This window comes from Prosthecochloris marina (genome assembly GCF_003182595.1).
Taxonomy (GTDB): Bacteria; Bacteroidota; Chlorobiia; order Chlorobiales; family Chlorobiaceae; genus Prosthecochloris; species Prosthecochloris marina.
Window position 1 is genome coordinate 327,928 of record NZ_PDNZ01000003.1, and the last position, 16,974, is coordinate 344,901.

Below are 16,974 nucleotides of genomic sequence, written 5' to 3' on the forward strand. Positions count from 1 at the left end.
CACGGTACTCCTCAAAGGAGCGTCCCCATGGAACAATATCTTGCAGCTGCACGATGGATGACTTGGAGAAAGAAAAAAAACTATATCATGTTACATGGATTGAGCAGCTCAACACAGCTTGCCGCCATGTCTCTTATAGTTCCGGTTACCATAACCGGATGGATTTACAACCTGTCATGCCGGATGATGGTTCGGTAAACAGAAACCATAACATCGACTCTTTGACAGAGTCCCCATCTTTCGCTTACTCGCAAAATCATTGACAATAGTGAAGTATTCGGTATTTTAAAGATAATCGAGTGAAGTGTGCTTCATTAACCAGTGTACAAAACAGTAGGGAGAGTGAGCATGCAAAAGGTTGGAATATTCTGGGACCCCAAAGGTTTCGAGCTGGACTCTCTCGGTAAAAAACAGTACCTGAGAGCGACTGACGGCGATACACCGTATGTCTCGATGTCAATTCGCATGTTGAGCATCGACACCCCTGAAGTACATTACCCCGGCAGAGCAAAGCCCTCGAATCAGGACGAGAATCTGGCTCAGTTAGCGGAATGGATGAAACAGGGCCTCGCGCCGATCAACGAGGATCTCTCCACCTTACTGCACTCTAAACTATCCACGGGAAAGGCTGGCACCCTCCAGGAACAACAGGGAAAAAAAGCAACTGAAGTTTTCCGCAGCCTGATCGAGGAAAAGCTGAGCAAACCCGACAGTAGTCGGAAACGCAGTGTCTACCTCCGTGCGGCCGACGAACCTTTCGATCAATACGGCAGGTTGCTCGTTTATCTGGCCCCGAGTTACAATGCAGAAGAGCGCGCCGGCATGTCGGCGAAGGATCGTGCGACCTTCAACCTGCTGATGGTAAGCGAAGGCTGGGCCGCGACATTACCAATCTACCCGAGCCTGCCGAAGCATTTCGACCTGGTGCTGTTGCAGGAAACCGGCAAAGAGGCTGTAAAACAAAAAAAAGGGGCATGGGCCGACCCTCTTACCCTGACGGGGTACGAGTTCCGGATGTGCGTCAAACTCTATGAAGTGACCAGGAAAATAGTCCAGGGCAAAAGGCTGTCCAACAGGGAAAAATACTCGTGGATCAGCAGGTTCTGCATGGATATGACCACACGCGAAATTTATTATCCTCAATCATATTTCAAGGTAAAGCCTTACAACCGGATCTTTATATGGCCGGAAGACGTCACGGAGGCTGTCGGACGGCTGAACCTGTCGCCTGCCGAGTGATAGTGGTGGGCACATGAATTTGGATTCATGACAGGGTACAGCGTTGCTTGCTACTGTTTCTCTTCTGTTGATGCAAACGTTCTCTGTATTCCCTTGGTATAGTTCACTTTTGGATACCCGAACAGCACAAACAAGCCCTCCCTGCTTGCAGATCTTATTCCCTGTTTCTCCCTGAACGCCTTTGCTTTTCTTCCATTTTGAATGAAAGGATGTATTCCGCCGATCATACAGGTACTCAATCCAAGTGCCTCGGCAGCAGCCATGGCATACGTAGCCGCAATAATAGGATCGGCAGGATCTGCGTATGGTGACCCGTAAAAATACATCGCCAAGGGAGCGTCATAACTTACAAGATTGACCCCTTTTTGCATGTTTTCCGTGTAGGCATGGAGCAATGGTCTTACAAAATTTTTGAACATCTCATGACTTTCTTTGCTCCAGAAAGGACGCATCAACAATAAAAACCATCCGGACACAATCCACTTCATGCTTTCCAGATAACAACAAAAATCTTCTGCGAACGATCTCACTTTTTCTCTGGAGTTCAGGACAAGAACATTCACGTCGGAAGGCGGTAACCCCATAGGAGCAGTCCTTGCCGTATCCAGAATCTTTTTTATCAAATCACCGTCAACAGGTGCTTCCCTGAACTCCCTTACGCTTCTTCTCCTCTGAAAAAGAATGTGCAGCTGTTCGTAGGTCGCGGCATCTTTCCGATCGGGAAGCTCAAACAGATCGTGAGATGAAAATGTGCGACCCGATACATCAATTGCACCTGACGGGCATATTGCCATACAGTGCCCGCAGCCTATACACCCGAACAGCGGATGATCATGTACCTCGACCTTTCCCTCTTTTATTGCAATGCTAAAATCCTTGCAAACAGATACACAGAGCCCACACCCTGTACACTTTTCTCTGTCAATACTTATTTCTGCTGGTGTTTTTGTTCGCGATGTTGGAATAGCCAATATCTTATCCCATTTCTTTGATTAATCTTATTGTAATCCCGGCAACCCGGGCAGACCTTTAAGCCGCATCTCCTGACAGTAAGAAGTAAGAGAGAATATGCCATAACAAACCCGGCAGAGCGAAAAAGCATAAATCACACTCCTGTGTCTAATCAAGGTATTGGCTGACTCTAACCTCAGACACAATCGCATCATCAAAATAGATTATCGCTTTTCCAGCTTCAGTACCACTGCCAATGTAATCAGTATAATTTCCGATGCCCCATACCGCGGTTTCCCCGGGAGGCAAAACAGTTCTGATATTTTCTTTTTCAAATATTTTCACTCCGTTCTGCCAGACAATCACTCTACCGGAGTAATCTTTGGATTTCTTGTAATATGCTTCCACATGTATCCATTTATTCGGCTCAATGAGTAAAGGATTAGCTTGCACGCTATATTCCTGAGTGTGATTACTGCTATTATCATTCTGGTAATCCTTTACGATTAGTCCGAAAAACATGCCCGAACCATCGTTATATATATCCAGAAGCACAACCGGTTGGCTTCCGTCATTGTTGTCAGATTTGAACTGGAACACATTCCACCATCCACCATCATTATTAGGATCATTGCCTGAATCCTTAGTCGGGTCATACTCTTCAGGAAACCTCATAAACACACTATAATATGCTTCATCAGGAAAATAATCACCGTTCTCGTTCCAGGCCTTGTCCGTCCAGCGCATAAATCTTACCGCCTTGCTGTTTCCGGGCTGTATTGCATTATCAATTGAAGCGAAGCTTGCATTGTTACCTGAATACGTATAGTTGGATACTATGCCATAGTCTGTATTCTGTTCATCCGTAATAAAAATCCCTCCTCCCGCATAATACGTACCTGTCCCCTGATCCTCCCATTTTACAAATGTCCCATCCTCATAATCGCAGAACCATAGTATTTTCGATTTTGCCGCATGGGGTAATTGGCCGATGAACGTTTGGCCATTTTCCTCCGGAATCAGAGGATTAGTACCGGAATCACAGGCCGTGATCAGCACCAACAGGAAAACCGAAACCACCAAGGAACTTAACACTCTAATGTTTTTCATGAGAATATGATAGAGAGTTGAGGAACTTGCCTTACCTTGAGCGAAATATACCATTTTAACATTTTTGCTTGAAAAATACCCTTCAGTTACCGACAAACCCTCAACCCGCTCAAAAATCAGTGGATAGTCCGGTACTTCCTTGTCATATCCGGTATACAGTACCAGGAACAGAAATAATTACTATATTATTATCTTAGCCGAAGTCTTAAAGAAGTAAAAAGTCGTTTCCATAACCCATTGACAGCAACCGCACTGGATGGGCAGCTTGACTTTTTTTTCGATTAACCGAAGTAACCAAGACATGAGAATCGCAGTAACTGAGCAACCTAAAAGCAGTACCAGAATGTAACGTACCGGTAAGCAAGACCACCTGACCCCTAATCTCATGACACCCCCTACAGGCAACATTGTCATGAATACCCCCGAGGCGGGTAGAACCGCTTTTCCTGCACAAAAAAAAGCGAAAACAGTGCTCATAGCCGATGACAGTGCTGTCATGCGCAAGATGTTGACGCACACGCTCCAGAAACTGGGCTATACAACCCTTACGGCATCGAACGGCAACAGCTGCCAGGAAATACTGAACCGCTCACGGATCGACCTCCTGTTTCTTGACATCAATATGCCTGGAAAAAACGGCATGGAGATACTCTCCTACATCCACGAGCATCATCTCGAGTTGCCGGTCGTCATGATTTCAGGGTCTGACGATATCGAGCAGGCTTTACGCTGCCTTAAAATGGGAGCATATGAATATCTTCTCAAACCGTTTGGAGCCGATCGGGTTGCGATCACAGCCAAAAACGCTCTTTACGAATCGGAACTCCGGCACAATCTCGATCTTTTTTCAACAGCAATGATGCAGCTCCCCCTTGGCGTCGTCATCACTGATGAAAAAGGAATTATAAAATATACCAATCCCGGGTTCACCGCCATCACAGGCTACTCCGAGCAGGAAGCAAAAGAACAAAGCATCAGTATCCTGAAGTCCGGAAAGCAATCCGAAGAGTATTACCGACGGTTCTGGCAGCAAATCTCTTCAGGGAAAATATGGCAGGGCGAATTCATCAACAGAAAAAAAAACGGAGCATTCTACACCGAACACTGTATCGTCAGCCCGATTACCGATCCGACACAGGGAATCACGTACTTTATCAGTATAAAACAGGATATCACCGAACGCAAAAAGGAACAGCAAGCCCTGGCCGAAAGCGAACGCCGGTTCCAGGAACTCGCAGACCTGCTCCCACAACCGATCTTTGAAACAGACAGCAAAGGGATCATCACCTACAGCAACAACCGTGGGCTCGATCTGTTCGGCTACAGTGAAGATGACCTCGTCAAAGGCATTCACAGCACCGAACTATTTATTCCCGAAGAAAGAGAAAAGGCAGGAAACAACATAAGACTGCTTCTCGACGGCAAACCTTTCGAGAACAACGAATACCAAGGACATAAAAAAGACGGTACGACCTTCCCGGCTCTCGTGTATACCGCTCCAGTGACCCGCGCAGGAAAAACTCTCGGTATCCGGGGAATCATACTCGACATATCAAAAAGAAAAGAAGCCGAAGAAAAACTGCGGGAGTTGAATCAAACCCTCGAAGAACGCGTACAGGAAAGAACAAGGGAGCTTGAAATCACGCATCAACAAATGATTCTCCAGGAAAAACTCGCCTCGATAGGTCAACTGGCAGCCGGCCTTGCGCATGAAATCAACAATCCTGTCAACTTTGTAAGGCTTAATCTCGCAACATTGAAAGAAGATCTCGGCGATTTGCAAAGCATTCTTGAAGAATACCGCACAGTAAGCCGTCAGGCCAAAGCCGGCAAACTGTCCCCGGACTCCTTTGCAAAAATCGACACAATCGAAAAGGAGCTTGACATCGATGCGCTCATCGACGAACTTCCCGAGATTTTTGCTGAATCGGAGCGGGGTTTCGAACGCATCGGAACAATTATCGAGAGCATGAGAAACTTTTCCTTCCGGCACGATATCGATGAAAGAGTTCTGTTCGACCTCAACAAAGGTATAAGGGATACACTCGTCATCGCACGTAATGAATACCGTTACCATGCGAATGTTGAAACGCTGCTCGGCAAAATCCCCCAGGTCCTCTGTAATCCCGAACAGCTGAACCAGGTATTTCTGAATCTCATCGTCAACAGTGCACACGCTATCGCCTCCCTGAAACAAGAGGAAAAAGGGACCATCACCATCGAAACCGGACACGACAAAGAGAATGTGTATTGTCATATCAAAGATGACGGTCCCGGGATACCGGAAGAAATACAACACCGGATATTCGAACCTTTTTTTACAACAAAAGAACCAGGCTCGGGAACCGGACTTGGACTGAGCATTTCATATGATATCATCGTCCATAAACACAACGGGCAGCTCACCGTCAACTGCCCGCCTCAAGGAGGCACTGTTTTTACAATAGCACTCCCTCTCGAGCCTCAAACCGAACCAGAAGTGTATGAAACAACGAAGTGACATCACGATTCTTTTCGTTGACGACGAATCGGACATTCTCAGCTCAATAAAGCGTTTTCTCAGACGTGAAGCGTTCAATAAACATTTCGCCGATAGCGGTGAAAATGCCCTTGAACTCATGACCAAGGAATCTGTGGATGTTGTCGTCACCGATCTGCGTATGCCTGGAATGAATGGCCTGGAACTGGTCAAAACCATTAAAAAACATTATCCCGACACCATCAGGATCATTCTCAGTGGATCACAGGACATCGATCAGATCATAGAATCCATAAACAGCGGTGAAGTTTTCCGGTTTATTCCAAAACCGGTCGACCCTGTCTCGTTTAAAGTGATACTGAACGATGCGGTCGACTATTATCTCATGAAAGAAGAGCGGGAAGAGTTGTTTCATGAACTATCGGTAAAAAATCAGGAGCTGGCCGATGCAAACGAAGCTTTGCAAACGGTGACAACAGAACTGCAGAGAAGCGAACAGCAGTATCGCTCGATGAACGATGCTGCGCACGATGCTGTCTTCATGCTCGACAAGGAACAAAAAATCATCTATCGTAACAGTGCAGCCGAAATCATGTTCGGCTTCAAACGCGACGAGTACAGGAAACAGCACTTTCTGGATCTCATCACGAGTCCTGAAAGCCTGGACATCAACCTGGAACAATTCTGTACCGTTCCTCCCGAAAACGGAAATATCTGCAGTCAAAACGTAATACAGCAGGTGGAAGGAAAGCGAAAAAACGGCTCAACCCTACCTCTTGAAATATCAAAAGGATGCGTCCATATCGACACCCTGCCGCATACGGTTATTATCGCCCGTGACATATCCGCGCGGATCGAGGCCGAACACAGCCGACAACGATACGACACGTTGCAGAAAGCGCTCGAATCACAGATCGAAAAAAAGCTCTTGCAAAACCCTGCACCCGTAACTATCGAGGGAGCAATGGTCAGTCGGTTGATGCTCTCATCGGGCCACCTTGACGGTGACTTCACCGACTTTGTGATTTATGACAAACAACATGTCGATATTCTCATCGGCGATGTGATGGGGCACGGTATACAGTCCGCCCTTGTTGGTGCGGGAGTAAAAAACCTTTTCCTGAAATCCCTCGCACAGGCTAAGTCCCGTGGCGGACAGTTGCCCGATATAGAAGCTACCCTGACCACCGTACACGCTCAGTGCATCCATGAACTGATCGAACTCGGCACGTACACCACATTGCTTTTTCTGCGGCTCGATCTCGCAAACAAAGAGTTTTCGATAATCGACTGCGGCCACACCCCGACAATTCATTTTCACTCGAAAACCGGGACCTGTACTCTGCTCAAGGGAACGAACCTGCCGATAGGAATGATTGAAAAGCAGCACTACGAAACGGTATCCTTTCCGGTTGAAGAAAACGACCTGCTTGTACTGTATTCAGATGGCATTACCGAAAGCCGTTCTCCCGGCAGTGATATCCTGTTCGGAACGGAAAGGCTTGCTGCCCTGATCGAAAGCCACAGCCTTCTTTCACCGAAAAAACTGATAGAAAAGATTCACGAAGCTATAGCGGCTTTTTCCGGTAATGACAAGTTTGACGACGATGTCACCTGTATTGTCATCCGGATTGGAGATACACGGAAGAAAAAAACGTAAGCAGCCCCGAATGACAAAAGCCCCCAAGAACACCATGAAAAAAAGGTGAACTATGACTGCAACAATTGTAATCATCGACCGTGCTGTGCACAAAAACCATCGAAGACCGGACTTCGACGCAGACGACCTGAACGTTTTTTTTGCCGAAAGTCCATCTGATGCAGAAAAGCTTGTAACGACCGAAAAACCGGACCTTGTTCTTGCGATCCAAAACGAAGGAACAACCAGCTTCAGCCCTGTTGCCGAAAGGATACTTAAGCACAGACCTTCGATAAAAATCATGCTTTTTGCCAACAGCGATGAGCTTGCCAAAACCCTGCTTACCCTCTTGGACCTACCTTCGAATTATCGGAAAATGCTTCTTAGCGGAACACCCTCGCCTCATGCAACATTACAGGAAACAAGCCAACCATCGGAACAGTTTACCAGCAACTATCTGGCCGGCAACAGTCCCGAGATAGAAAAAATCAAAGGCATCATCAGTAAAATCGCACCGACAACCTCCACAATTCTCCTGCAGGGAGAAACCGGGACAGGCAAAGAGATAATCGCCCGCTCAATCCACGATCACAGCAATAGAAAAAAGAGGGTGTTCATGCCGGTTGAATGTGCGGCAATAAACGAAAGCGTTATAGAAAGTGAGCTATTCGGACATACAAAAGGTTCGTTTACCGGTGCGGACCGCAATACCCTGGGTCTCATCCGATCATCGGATGGCGGAACGCTCTTTCTTGACGAAATAGGGGAGCTCCCCCTTGCCCTGCAGACAAAACTGCTTCGTACCCTGCAGGAAAAAACCGTTAAACCTGTCGGCTCATCGAAGATTTATCCCGTAGACATCAGAATCATAGCCGCGACAAACCGAAACCTTGCAGAAGCCGTCACCAAAGGTACGTTCCGTCAAGACCTCTACTACCGCCTCAATACCGTTACCATCTACGCTCCTCCCCTGAGGGAAAGACTCTCCGACATTCCTTTACTCTGCGGACATTTTCTTAAAAAAATGGCCAGCGAAGGATACCCGGAAAAAACCATCTCCAGCAGAGCACTTTCAGCCCTGTGCCGTTATGAATGGCCGGGCAATGTCAGGGAACTCGAAAACGTCATCAGAAATGCCGTAGCACTTTCTTCGGAAAACTCCATCGCACTGGAGGACCTCTCGATCAGCTTGCCCGAAAACACCTGTGACCGGCAGCACCCCATCATACCGCCATCCAGTATGGCTTTTCACGAGAAAGAGGCAATTTGCAAAGCGCTCGATCAAACGACCGGCAACAGACGGGCTGCAGCGAGGCTTCTCGGCATCAGCGAGGCAACCCTTTATCGTCGCATAAAGCTTTACAGCATCTGATCCACCCTCTCTTCCTGAGAGACAATCCCGAAACATTCTCGCATCCTGACAGAAAAATTCCGATACAACCCGAGAGCGGGAAATTCATCGACATAGAATTGACAGGGCTTTCAAACCGTCGGACACTTTTGGCCCCTTTCTTGCAAAAGTAACTCCAGGAAACATCCCCATGCTCAATCTGGCCGGAATGGAACCCAAAACAGAATGTCCCGGGACAAAGCCACCAAAAACCGAAAGGACAGCAAAGGCAGTCATATTCGGAAAAAAAGAGAAGGTCGCCGATCTCTTTCAGCTGCTCGAAAGCCGATACAACAAGGTGACCCTTACCGAAACCGAATACGAGCTCGAGCAGCTGGCACCTGAACGGCACGCCATCGGGCTTGCCATCATGACCGACAGTTTTCCGGTAAAACTCAGTGCAGGACTGCTTCACCGCGTCAGGCGGAAACTCGCCCCGCAAAACATGATCTGCCTGTCGGCCGACATCGATCACGAAAAGGAAAAAAACCTCCGCTCAGCAGGCCTCATATTTCTCGGAAGCTACAGAAGCTTTTTTGCATATGCAGAAAGGATCATCACTCAAACCCAGACAGACCGAAACCAGAAACCGATGGATCAGAGAAAAGATTCAGCCATGTCTCTCGAAAAACGTTTATCGGGACGTTTTTCCACGCTGAGAAGCCGACTCAAGCGAACCGTTTTCGGGTTGAGCGCAATGGTGGCAGAAGCAGTGGTACGGCTCATTGAAATCTCTGTTGGTCTTGTTGTCACTTTCCTGCTTTTTTTGCCCATGCTTATCGTGCTTGCTGTACGAAAGCTCTTTACCGGCACCCCTGTCTTTTCCAGGCACAAAGTTTTCGGTGTAGCTGCCAAGCCCATAACAATTCAACGCTTCAATACGACAGCAACCATCTTTTCAGGGTTTCCCCTTTTTCTGGAACTGTTTACAGGACGCCTCGCACTTGTCGGTACGGCAATCAGAGAAGAAAAGGATGGCCCGGGAAACGCTGAAGACGCATATATCAAAATGATCAAACCCGGCATCGTCTCTCTCTGGGATATCCGCAGATCAACCAAGATCGCACATGAAGGAAAGGCGGCGATAGAGTGGGAATATATCTTCAGGAAACGTCCGTTTTATGATCTTTTACTCTTTCTGCGCGCGTTTCCCGCACTGCTTTATCAAGAACAAAACCGTGCACCTTCACCTGTATTTCATCTGCTTGGACTCGACATCGACAATATCACGATGGAAGAGGCTGTCTCGATCATGAGAAAACACCTCGAACAGAAAAAACAATGCAGCATTTTCTTCGTCAATCCCGATTGCTTGAACAAAATGGTTGACGATCCCGACTATTTTTCGACTCTTCAAAAAGGAGACTACATCTTCCCGGACGGCATAGGTCTCAGTATCGCCGGAAAACTCCTGCAGACACCTTTAAGGGAAAACATCAATGGAACAGACATGCTCCCCTATCTCTGTACAATGGCTTCAGAAGATGAAAAATCGCTGTTCCTGCTCGGCAGCAAACCAGGAGTAGCCAAGACGGCAGCCGAAAAAATCAAAGAAGCATTCGATGTCACTATCGCCGGCACAGCGAATGGATACTTCGACCACGATACACAGAGCGATACAATCATCGAAACAATAAACAATTCGGGAGCATCGATATTGCTGGTGGCCTTCGGAGCACCGCGGCAGGAAAAATGGATAGCTCGGTACCGCGGCCATCTCAAACCGGAAATCCTTATTGGAGTGGGCGGTTTGTTCGACTTTTACTCCGGCAACATCAACCGCGCACCCGAGTGGATGCGTGAAATAGGTTTGGAATGGGTATACCGAATCATGCAGGAACCCGGCAGAATGTGGCGTAGATACATCATCGGCAATCCTGTTTTTCTCTACCGCGTCATGAAATGGAAACTCTTTACCAGAAGCATGAATCCCTGAAAGCAATGGAACTCGACCCTACGGTACGCAAGGAACTGATCCAGAAAATCAGTGGAACACTCAACCCCGGCCTGAAATACAAAAGGACGCTGAAAGTCGCCGCCTGGGAATTCACGATCAGGCTTTCCTATCTGTTGAAAAGAGGACTGGATCTTGTGGTTTCCATAACTGCTCTCATTCTGCTGTTTCCACTGCTCCTCCTGACAGCTCTGACCATCTGGATCGAAAATCCCGGTCCGATATTCTATGTGCAAACGCGTGTCGGACAAAACGGAAAACACTTCAGGTTCTACAAGTTCCGTTCAATGGTGGTCAATGCCGATGCGATCAAAGAAAGTTTATCGAAACAAAATGAGTCTACTGCCGGAGTGATTTTCAAAATGAAAAAGGATCCCAGAATCACCAGAACAGGCAGAATCATCCGGAAGCTGAGTATCGATGAACTCCCCCAATTAGTCAATGTTCTCAAAGGAGATATGAGCCTGGTAGGTCCCCGTCCACCGCTGCCTAACGAAGTTGCTGAATATACTCTTGAACAGCGCAAGCGCCTGCATATCATCCCCGGCATAACCTGCTTGTGGCAGGTCAGTGGCAGAAGCGACATTCCTTTTACCGATCAGGTAAGGCTTGATTTGCAGTATATCCAGAGTGCCGGTATCGGCAATGATCTCATCCTTCTTTTAAAAACCATCCCTGCCGTCATTATCGGAAAAGGGGCATACTAACGGAGACTTCTCAATGAGCCTGCATCTTGATACATCAACTGGCAAAACCATAGGTGTCGCCCGGATAGAGGGACGCCTCGATGCAACGAACAGCGGCTCCCTGCTGCAAAAATTTCCTAAATGGCTCCAACAAACCAATCACTTTGTTTTTGACTGCTCCGCACTCAGCTTCATCGACAGCAGCGGACTCGGTGCCATTGTCGGATGCCTGCGCAAAGCTCTCGAAAAAAACGGAGATCTCAGGCTTGCATGCCTTGACCCCAGAGTATCGATGGTTTTCGAACTGACGAAAGCAAAGCAGCTTTTTTCCATCTATGCCGACAGCCATGAGGCGATCGACTCTTTCAGCGCTGGAAACCAGCAATAAAAAAACAACCTATGAAAACGTTGCTCACTATCAGGGAAAACAGCTACGCATGGGTCACAAGCACACTGCAGTGGCGTAAGCCCCTGCTTCTGCCGATCTGCAATAAACCCTTCGTCGAATTTCTCATAGATTTTGCAGTCCTCGCGGGCAGTCGCGATATACGCTTGCTGAGCGACGGGTCACTGCAGGAAGTCGAGCAATACTGCGAAAACGGCAGTCGTTGGGGAGTTCAGATGAGTTACGCACATATAAAAGAGTCGGATGACCTTCAGACTATCTTTGAAAAGAACCGGAGATTCTGTAACGACTCGAGGATCATGGTCATTGACGGCTTCGTGTTCATCGGTTACGACAAGAAGAACGACTATAGCGCTCTTTTCAACGCTATGCCGGACGGAACCGTTGTCTCTTGTGCAGCCGGCAGTATGCGCCTCATCACGGTTTCCGAATCAAACACGGCAAACAACGATGAAGCCCCGGTATCACTCAATCCTATCGACTCCGTTGAAAGCTACTATGACCTTTCCATGCATATTCTCCGGCATGAATCATCCCATTATGTTCTTCCGGGTTATGGAAGTGAAACTGACAGTTATATCGGCAGAAACGTCACGATCAGCAAAAGCGCGGAAATCATCAAACCCGTCAGTATAGGCAACAATGTTCAGATACTTGCAGGATCGGTCATCGGCCCGGGCACCGTCATCGGCAGCAATGTCATTATAGACAGAAAAAGCAGGGCAACGGAAAGCATCGTTCTCGACAACACCTACATTGGCGAGGAACTCGATGTTGAACACAAAATAGCCATCCGCAACACCCTGATCTCTCCGCCAGGAGCTGTATCGATAGCAATGGAAGACCCACATTTACTGACAGGCATAAAAGACACGGCACGTGGTATCGGCAACTTTTTCAGAACCATCGTACATGATCTTACTGCAATCGTACTGATTCTTCTGCTGTTTGTCCCATTCATCCTGATCACGCCGATACTCGCCATACAAGGCAAATGGAGAAGCAGCAGAAAAACCTGCTACGACCATACCTGCAAGGCCACCGTCTCCCTGCCAAACGTCAGCATCGAACGAAGTGGCCCGCTCAGTGCCCTTGCCTTTGCCCTATCTCTCGACCGATTCTCAACGCTTTTCAGGGTGATCAGCGGAAGACTCTCTCTTATCGGCAACGCTCCGATGGCGGTAGAGGAGAAAAACTCTTCCGGCTCTTCCGGCCCTGCCGTCACCCCCGGTTACCGGCCTGCAGTGTTCAGTTACGCCGAAGCGGAAAACTGGCCGATCAGTGGAAACGATGCCGCAATTGTGGAGCGTTTCTACGCAATACACAGCAACCCTTTACAGGATATAGGATTGACAATGAAATCCCTCATTAACAGATTCCATGACAACACGACAGCATGATTATCAAAGAAACAAAGCTCAACAACATCACTATCGTTGCGCCGGAAGGAACACTCGATGCATCGACAGTCTCACTGCTGAACGAGAACAAGGCGTTATCGGAAAACTCGGTGACCGTTGTACTCGATCTTTCTCATGTTGATTTTCTCGACAGCAGCGGCCTTGGGGCATTGGTAGGAATTGCCCGGAAAAAAAGGGAAAAAAAAGCAGACATGGTACTGACCAGCATGAACGATAACGTCCGGAAAGTTTTTGAAATAACCCACGCTTACCAGCTTTTCGACGTATACGACGATGCCCGGTCGGCTGCTGAGCACTGCAGAACGAAAACAGCAAGTCAATGAACGACAGTACCATAACCCTCAGTCTGCCGGGAAGCATCCGCTTCACCCGACTTGCCTCACTCACAGCCTCGAAAACAGCGGAACTGTTTCTCTCGTCCATGAAGGTCTCCAAAGGAACCGATGATTTCCGGCACGCATTCGAACTGTCGGTCAGCGAGGCGTTTACCAATGCCGCCCGTTACGCTTTGCCTTCGTCACACCCGCAGCCGGTCACGATCTCCTTTCGGTTCGAAGAAAAACAGCTCACCGTCTCCGTCACCGACAGCAACCCCGCATTTACCATCGAGTCTCCTGTTCCGGATATCGAAAACTATCCTGAAGGCGGCTACGGGCTGCTGCTTATACGTTCGCTCATGGATACCGTCTCCTGCCGTCGGGAAAACAACACCAATACCATCACGATGTCAAAACAACCGGAAATACTCTAATCCCCCCTGAACTCATGGTCACAGTCGTCATTGTCAGCTACAACACAAGGGATATCCTGACAGAGTGTCTTGAAGCCCTGTTTAAAAACAGTAAAAGAATTGCCATGGAAGTCATCGTCGTCGATAACGACTCCCATGACGGTTCAGCGGCCATGGTCCGGGAACGGTTCAAAAACGTCTCTCTCATCGCAAACTCGAGCAACCTGGGATTTGCAGCCGCGAATAACCAGGCATTCGATATCGCTCAGGGAAATTATATTATCCTCCTCAACCCAGATGCGTATATCGGCCCGTCATCCCTTGAAAACGCCATTGCCTTCATGGACGGCAAGCCGCAATGCGGCATATGCGGGGGTAAAATCATCTCCCCTGAAGGAAACCTCGAACCATCGGCACGCCGATTCCCCTCACCACTCTCAAAATTCCTCACGCTTTCGGGTTTAAGCGCGCGGTTCCCGAAATCACCATTTTTCAACCGGCATGAATTCGGAGGCTTCGCTCATGATCGGCCTCTCGAAGTCGACTGGGTACCAGGAACCTTCACGATCATACGTAAAAGCATGCTCGATGCAATCGGAGCATTCGACGAGCGCTTTTATATCTACTACGAAGAAACCGACCTCTGCCTGAGAGCTAAAAAAGAAGGCTGGAAAGTCTGTTTTATTCCTGACGCCGAAGTCCTCCACATCGGGGGAGCCAGCAGCAAGACAAGAAAAGATATGACATTTGATTCCGCAGCGTCTCAGATTCTCACGTTCAGAATGCGTAGCGAATGGTTGTATTACAGAAAAAATCGGGGGCTCGGTGCAGTACTGGCCAGCTCAGGCGTCGAGCTGCTCTGGCACGCTATCCGCTACACGAAAAATCTTCTCTTGCCTGGCGATAATGCTGAAAAGAAACGGGCAGCGGCTGCGGCGGTGATACACCAGATCACCGGATCGCTTCAGGATACCCGATTCGGTCGTCTCTCACCACCCACACCATGGTAAAAGCAAATGGCTCTTTTCAGCAACATACGTTCCGACCTTAAAACCTACGAGGGAAAATGGGGCAGTCAAGGCTTCTGGGTCATGATTGTCTACCGTTTCGGCCAATGGCGCTACTCCATCTCAAACAGGTTCATCCGAATGCCGTTTTCCTTTTTTTACAAACTGCTCTACAAAATTGTGCAGATCCTTACCGGCATAGAGCTTCCCTGTGAAGTTCCGGTAGGCAAGAATTTTCGTATAGACCATTTCGGCGACATCATTATCAGCGGATATGCCCGTTTCGGAGACAATTGCATCGTCCGAAACGGTGTGACCGTCGGTCTCAAAAATATCGAAGAAAAAGCCGCTCCGCAGATAGGAAACAATGTCAATATCGGAGCTGGCGCAAAACTGCTCGGCAACATCACGATCGGCAACAATGTCGATATCGGGGCCAACGCCGTCGTTATCTCATCAATCCCTGACAATTCGATAGCGGTTGGCATTCCGGCAAAAGTCATTGCAAAAAAACAAACCCTTTCGAAACCTCTCTCAACATGAGAGAACAAAAAATCATTTCTCGCTAAATGACAGCGCGCATTTCACAAAGGAAGCCTATATCCTGTTACTTTTCAAACACTTAGGCAAAAAAAACATTAGGCACAGTTCTTGAGGTACATCTGTAAGGCACCTCGATTGATCGCCCTAATCCCGTCGAACATTTTTACCAGCCCAGCAATCAGGGCACAAAGCACACGCTGAAAGAGGAGCTGTTCAAAGGGCCTGAAAACATGTTCATTGCAAAAGCATGCTGCAGAACAAAACTTTACATCATAGCGCTTTCAGGAAAAGAATTCCAGATGCGGCCATGGCTCGAAACCATAGCGATATGCATGGTTCCGGCACCTTACTGGCACTTCTGTTTTTCTTTCTGATATCCTGTACGACCATTTCACCCGAAGAAACAGCGCTCGTTCCTCCCCCTGAATCGGATTTCAATGTAGAACTACCAAAAAAAACACAGGAATTCGCATCCGCTGAAAAAATAGCTCAACTCTCTCCTGAAAAAAAATTCCAGTACCGTCTCGGCCCGGGCGATCAAATCAACATACAGGTGTGGAAAAGGCCCGACTTGTCCCAGAAAAATATCGTCGTCTCACCCGACGGGCTCATAGCTGTTCCGAGAATCGGCAGTATCAACGTTCTCAACCGTACGCCACAGGAAATAAAACAGATAATCACGTCAAAGCTCGAAAACCTCTACACAAGACCGGAAGTGACGCTCAGAGTGGAGAAGCACAAGAACAACAAGGCATTTGTACTGGGTCGGGTCTCTAAACCGGGCGTCGTGAATTTCCCTGGCAGGGGAACACTTCTCGAGGCGCTCGCACTTGCCGGCGGCCTGCCTTACCACGGCAAGGAGACCTTTCTGACGAAATGCGCCATCATCAGGGGAAAAGACACGGTTATCTGGATAGACCTTCAGGAACTTCTCCAGAACGGCAATATGGCCCTGAATGCCCGCATAAAAAACAACGACATCATCTTCATTCCGGAAGCCGAAGACGAGCTGGTTTATGTCATGGGTGAAGTCATTACCCCTGGAGCCATTCAGCTCAAACGTACCATGAATGTTTTCAAGGCGATCATGCTTGCCGGTGGAATCAGCAATCATGCCAATACCGAAAAAGTCTTCATCATCAGACAGCAGAACATGAAAGGTGATGTCATAAAAGTGAACCTTAAAAACCTCCTGGAACATGGCGATTTCAGCCAGAACTTCGCCCTCAAGCCAAACGACATCGTCTTTGTCAGCCCCGACGGTATGACAAAATTCAATTATACGATCGAAAAACTGATACCTCCCCTACGGGTCCTCAACCTCATAACCGACAATGCTGAAGCATTCGGCATCATGCAGGAAATACGCAGAGAATTGTGGGGACAGGAAGGATTTGTAAACACCAGTAGCGACTAATG

General features: G+C 48.0%; 16 protein-coding genes. 14 read left to right on the top strand and 2 right to left on the bottom strand.

The annotated features are described in order from the left end of the window. The first annotated feature begins 27 nt into the window (after positions 1-27). Positions 28-198: a hypothetical protein gene (locus CR164_RS12995; protein ID WP_153303686.1), complete on the top strand. Its 171-nt coding sequence runs from the start codon at positions 28-30 to the stop codon at positions 196-198. Between the two features lie 150 nt (positions 199-348). Next, complete coding sequence (locus tag CR164_RS05830) at positions 349-1,239, top strand: thermonuclease family protein (protein ID WP_110022983.1); 891 nt, start codon at positions 349-351, stop codon at positions 1,237-1,239. Positions 1,240-1,289: 50 nt separating this feature from the next. Here CR164_RS05830 and CR164_RS05835 read toward each other — a convergent pair whose 3' ends face one another. Together CR164_RS05835 and CR164_RS05840 are read right to left on the bottom strand one after the other, a co-directional pair. After that, complete coding sequence (locus CR164_RS05835) at positions 1,290-2,210, bottom strand: nitroreductase family protein (protein WP_110022984.1); 921 nt, start codon at positions 2,208-2,210, stop codon at positions 1,290-1,292. Positions 2,211-2,358: 148 nt separating this feature from the next. After that, positions 2,359-3,300: a heparin lyase I family protein gene (locus CR164_RS05840; protein WP_161953487.1), complete on the bottom strand. Its 942-nt coding sequence runs from the start codon at positions 3,298-3,300 to the stop codon at positions 2,359-2,361. 385 nt (positions 3,301-3,685) lie between these two features. On the opposite strand from CR164_RS05840, the gene CR164_RS05845 reads away from it, so the two are divergent. From CR164_RS05845 to CR164_RS05900, 12 genes are all read left to right on the top strand, one after another. Further along, on the top strand, positions 3,686-5,800 hold the full coding sequence (locus CR164_RS05845) for a PAS domain S-box protein (protein ID WP_239994470.1): 2,115 nt from the start codon (positions 3,686-3,688) through the stop codon (positions 5,798-5,800). Continuing rightward, complete coding sequence (locus tag CR164_RS05850) at positions 5,784-7,439, top strand: SpoIIE family protein phosphatase (protein ID WP_110022986.1); 1,656 nt, start codon at positions 5,784-5,786, stop codon at positions 7,437-7,439. The genes CR164_RS05845 and CR164_RS05850 overlap by 17 nt, the downstream gene beginning before the upstream one ends. Positions 7,440-7,491: 52 nt before the next feature. Further along, positions 7,492-8,790 carry a sigma-54 interaction domain-containing protein gene (locus CR164_RS05855; protein WP_110022987.1) on the top strand — a complete coding sequence of 433 codons (1,299 nt, stop codon included), beginning with the start codon at positions 7,492-7,494 and terminating at the stop codon, positions 8,788-8,790. 187 nt (positions 8,791-8,977) lie between these two features. Further along, positions 8,978-10,744, top strand: a complete 1,767-nt coding sequence (locus CR164_RS05860) for a WecB/TagA/CpsF family glycosyltransferase (RefSeq protein WP_110023062.1) — start codon at positions 8,978-8,980, stop codon at positions 10,742-10,744. A 5-nt stretch (positions 10,745-10,749) separates the two neighbouring features. Next, entirely contained in the window at positions 10,750-11,469 is a 720-nt protein-coding gene (locus tag CR164_RS05865) for a sugar transferase (RefSeq protein WP_110023063.1), read from the top strand. Between the two features lie 13 nt (positions 11,470-11,482). Next, positions 11,483-11,836 carry an STAS domain-containing protein gene (locus tag CR164_RS05870; RefSeq protein ID WP_110022988.1) on the top strand — a complete coding sequence of 118 codons (354 nt, stop codon included), beginning with the start codon at positions 11,483-11,485 and terminating at the stop codon, positions 11,834-11,836. A gap of 11 nt (positions 11,837-11,847) precedes the next feature. Next, positions 11,848-13,254, top strand: coding sequence for an LbetaH domain-containing protein (locus tag CR164_RS05875; protein WP_110022989.1), 1,407 nt, complete (start codon positions 11,848-11,850; stop codon positions 13,252-13,254). Continuing rightward, a complete protein-coding gene (locus tag CR164_RS05880; RefSeq protein ID WP_110022990.1) occupies positions 13,251-13,598 on the top strand; it encodes an STAS domain-containing protein in 348 nt (115 codons plus the stop codon). Before CR164_RS05875 ends, CR164_RS05880 begins: the two co-directional genes overlap by 4 nt. Beyond that, entirely contained in the window at positions 13,595-14,026 is a 432-nt protein-coding gene (locus CR164_RS05885; RefSeq protein ID WP_110022991.1) for an ATP-binding protein, read from the top strand. Before CR164_RS05880 ends, CR164_RS05885 begins: the two co-directional genes overlap by 4 nt. 14 nt (positions 14,027-14,040) lie before the next feature. After that, the gene (locus tag CR164_RS05890) at positions 14,041-15,015 is read left to right on the top strand and encodes a glycosyltransferase family 2 protein (protein ID WP_110022992.1); all 975 of its coding nucleotides are present in this window, start codon (positions 14,041-14,043) and stop codon (positions 15,013-15,015) included. Positions 15,016-15,021: 6 nt separating this feature from the next. Then, positions 15,022-15,555 (top strand): serine O-acetyltransferase, encoded by a 534-nt coding sequence (locus tag CR164_RS05895; protein WP_110022993.1) that lies wholly within the window; start codon positions 15,022-15,024, stop codon positions 15,553-15,555. A gap of 247 nt (positions 15,556-15,802) precedes the next feature. Further along, positions 15,803-16,972: a polysaccharide biosynthesis/export family protein gene (locus tag CR164_RS05900; protein ID WP_239994472.1), complete on the top strand. Its 1,170-nt coding sequence runs from the start codon at positions 15,803-15,805 to the stop codon at positions 16,970-16,972. Positions 16,973-16,974: the final 2 nt, after the last annotated feature.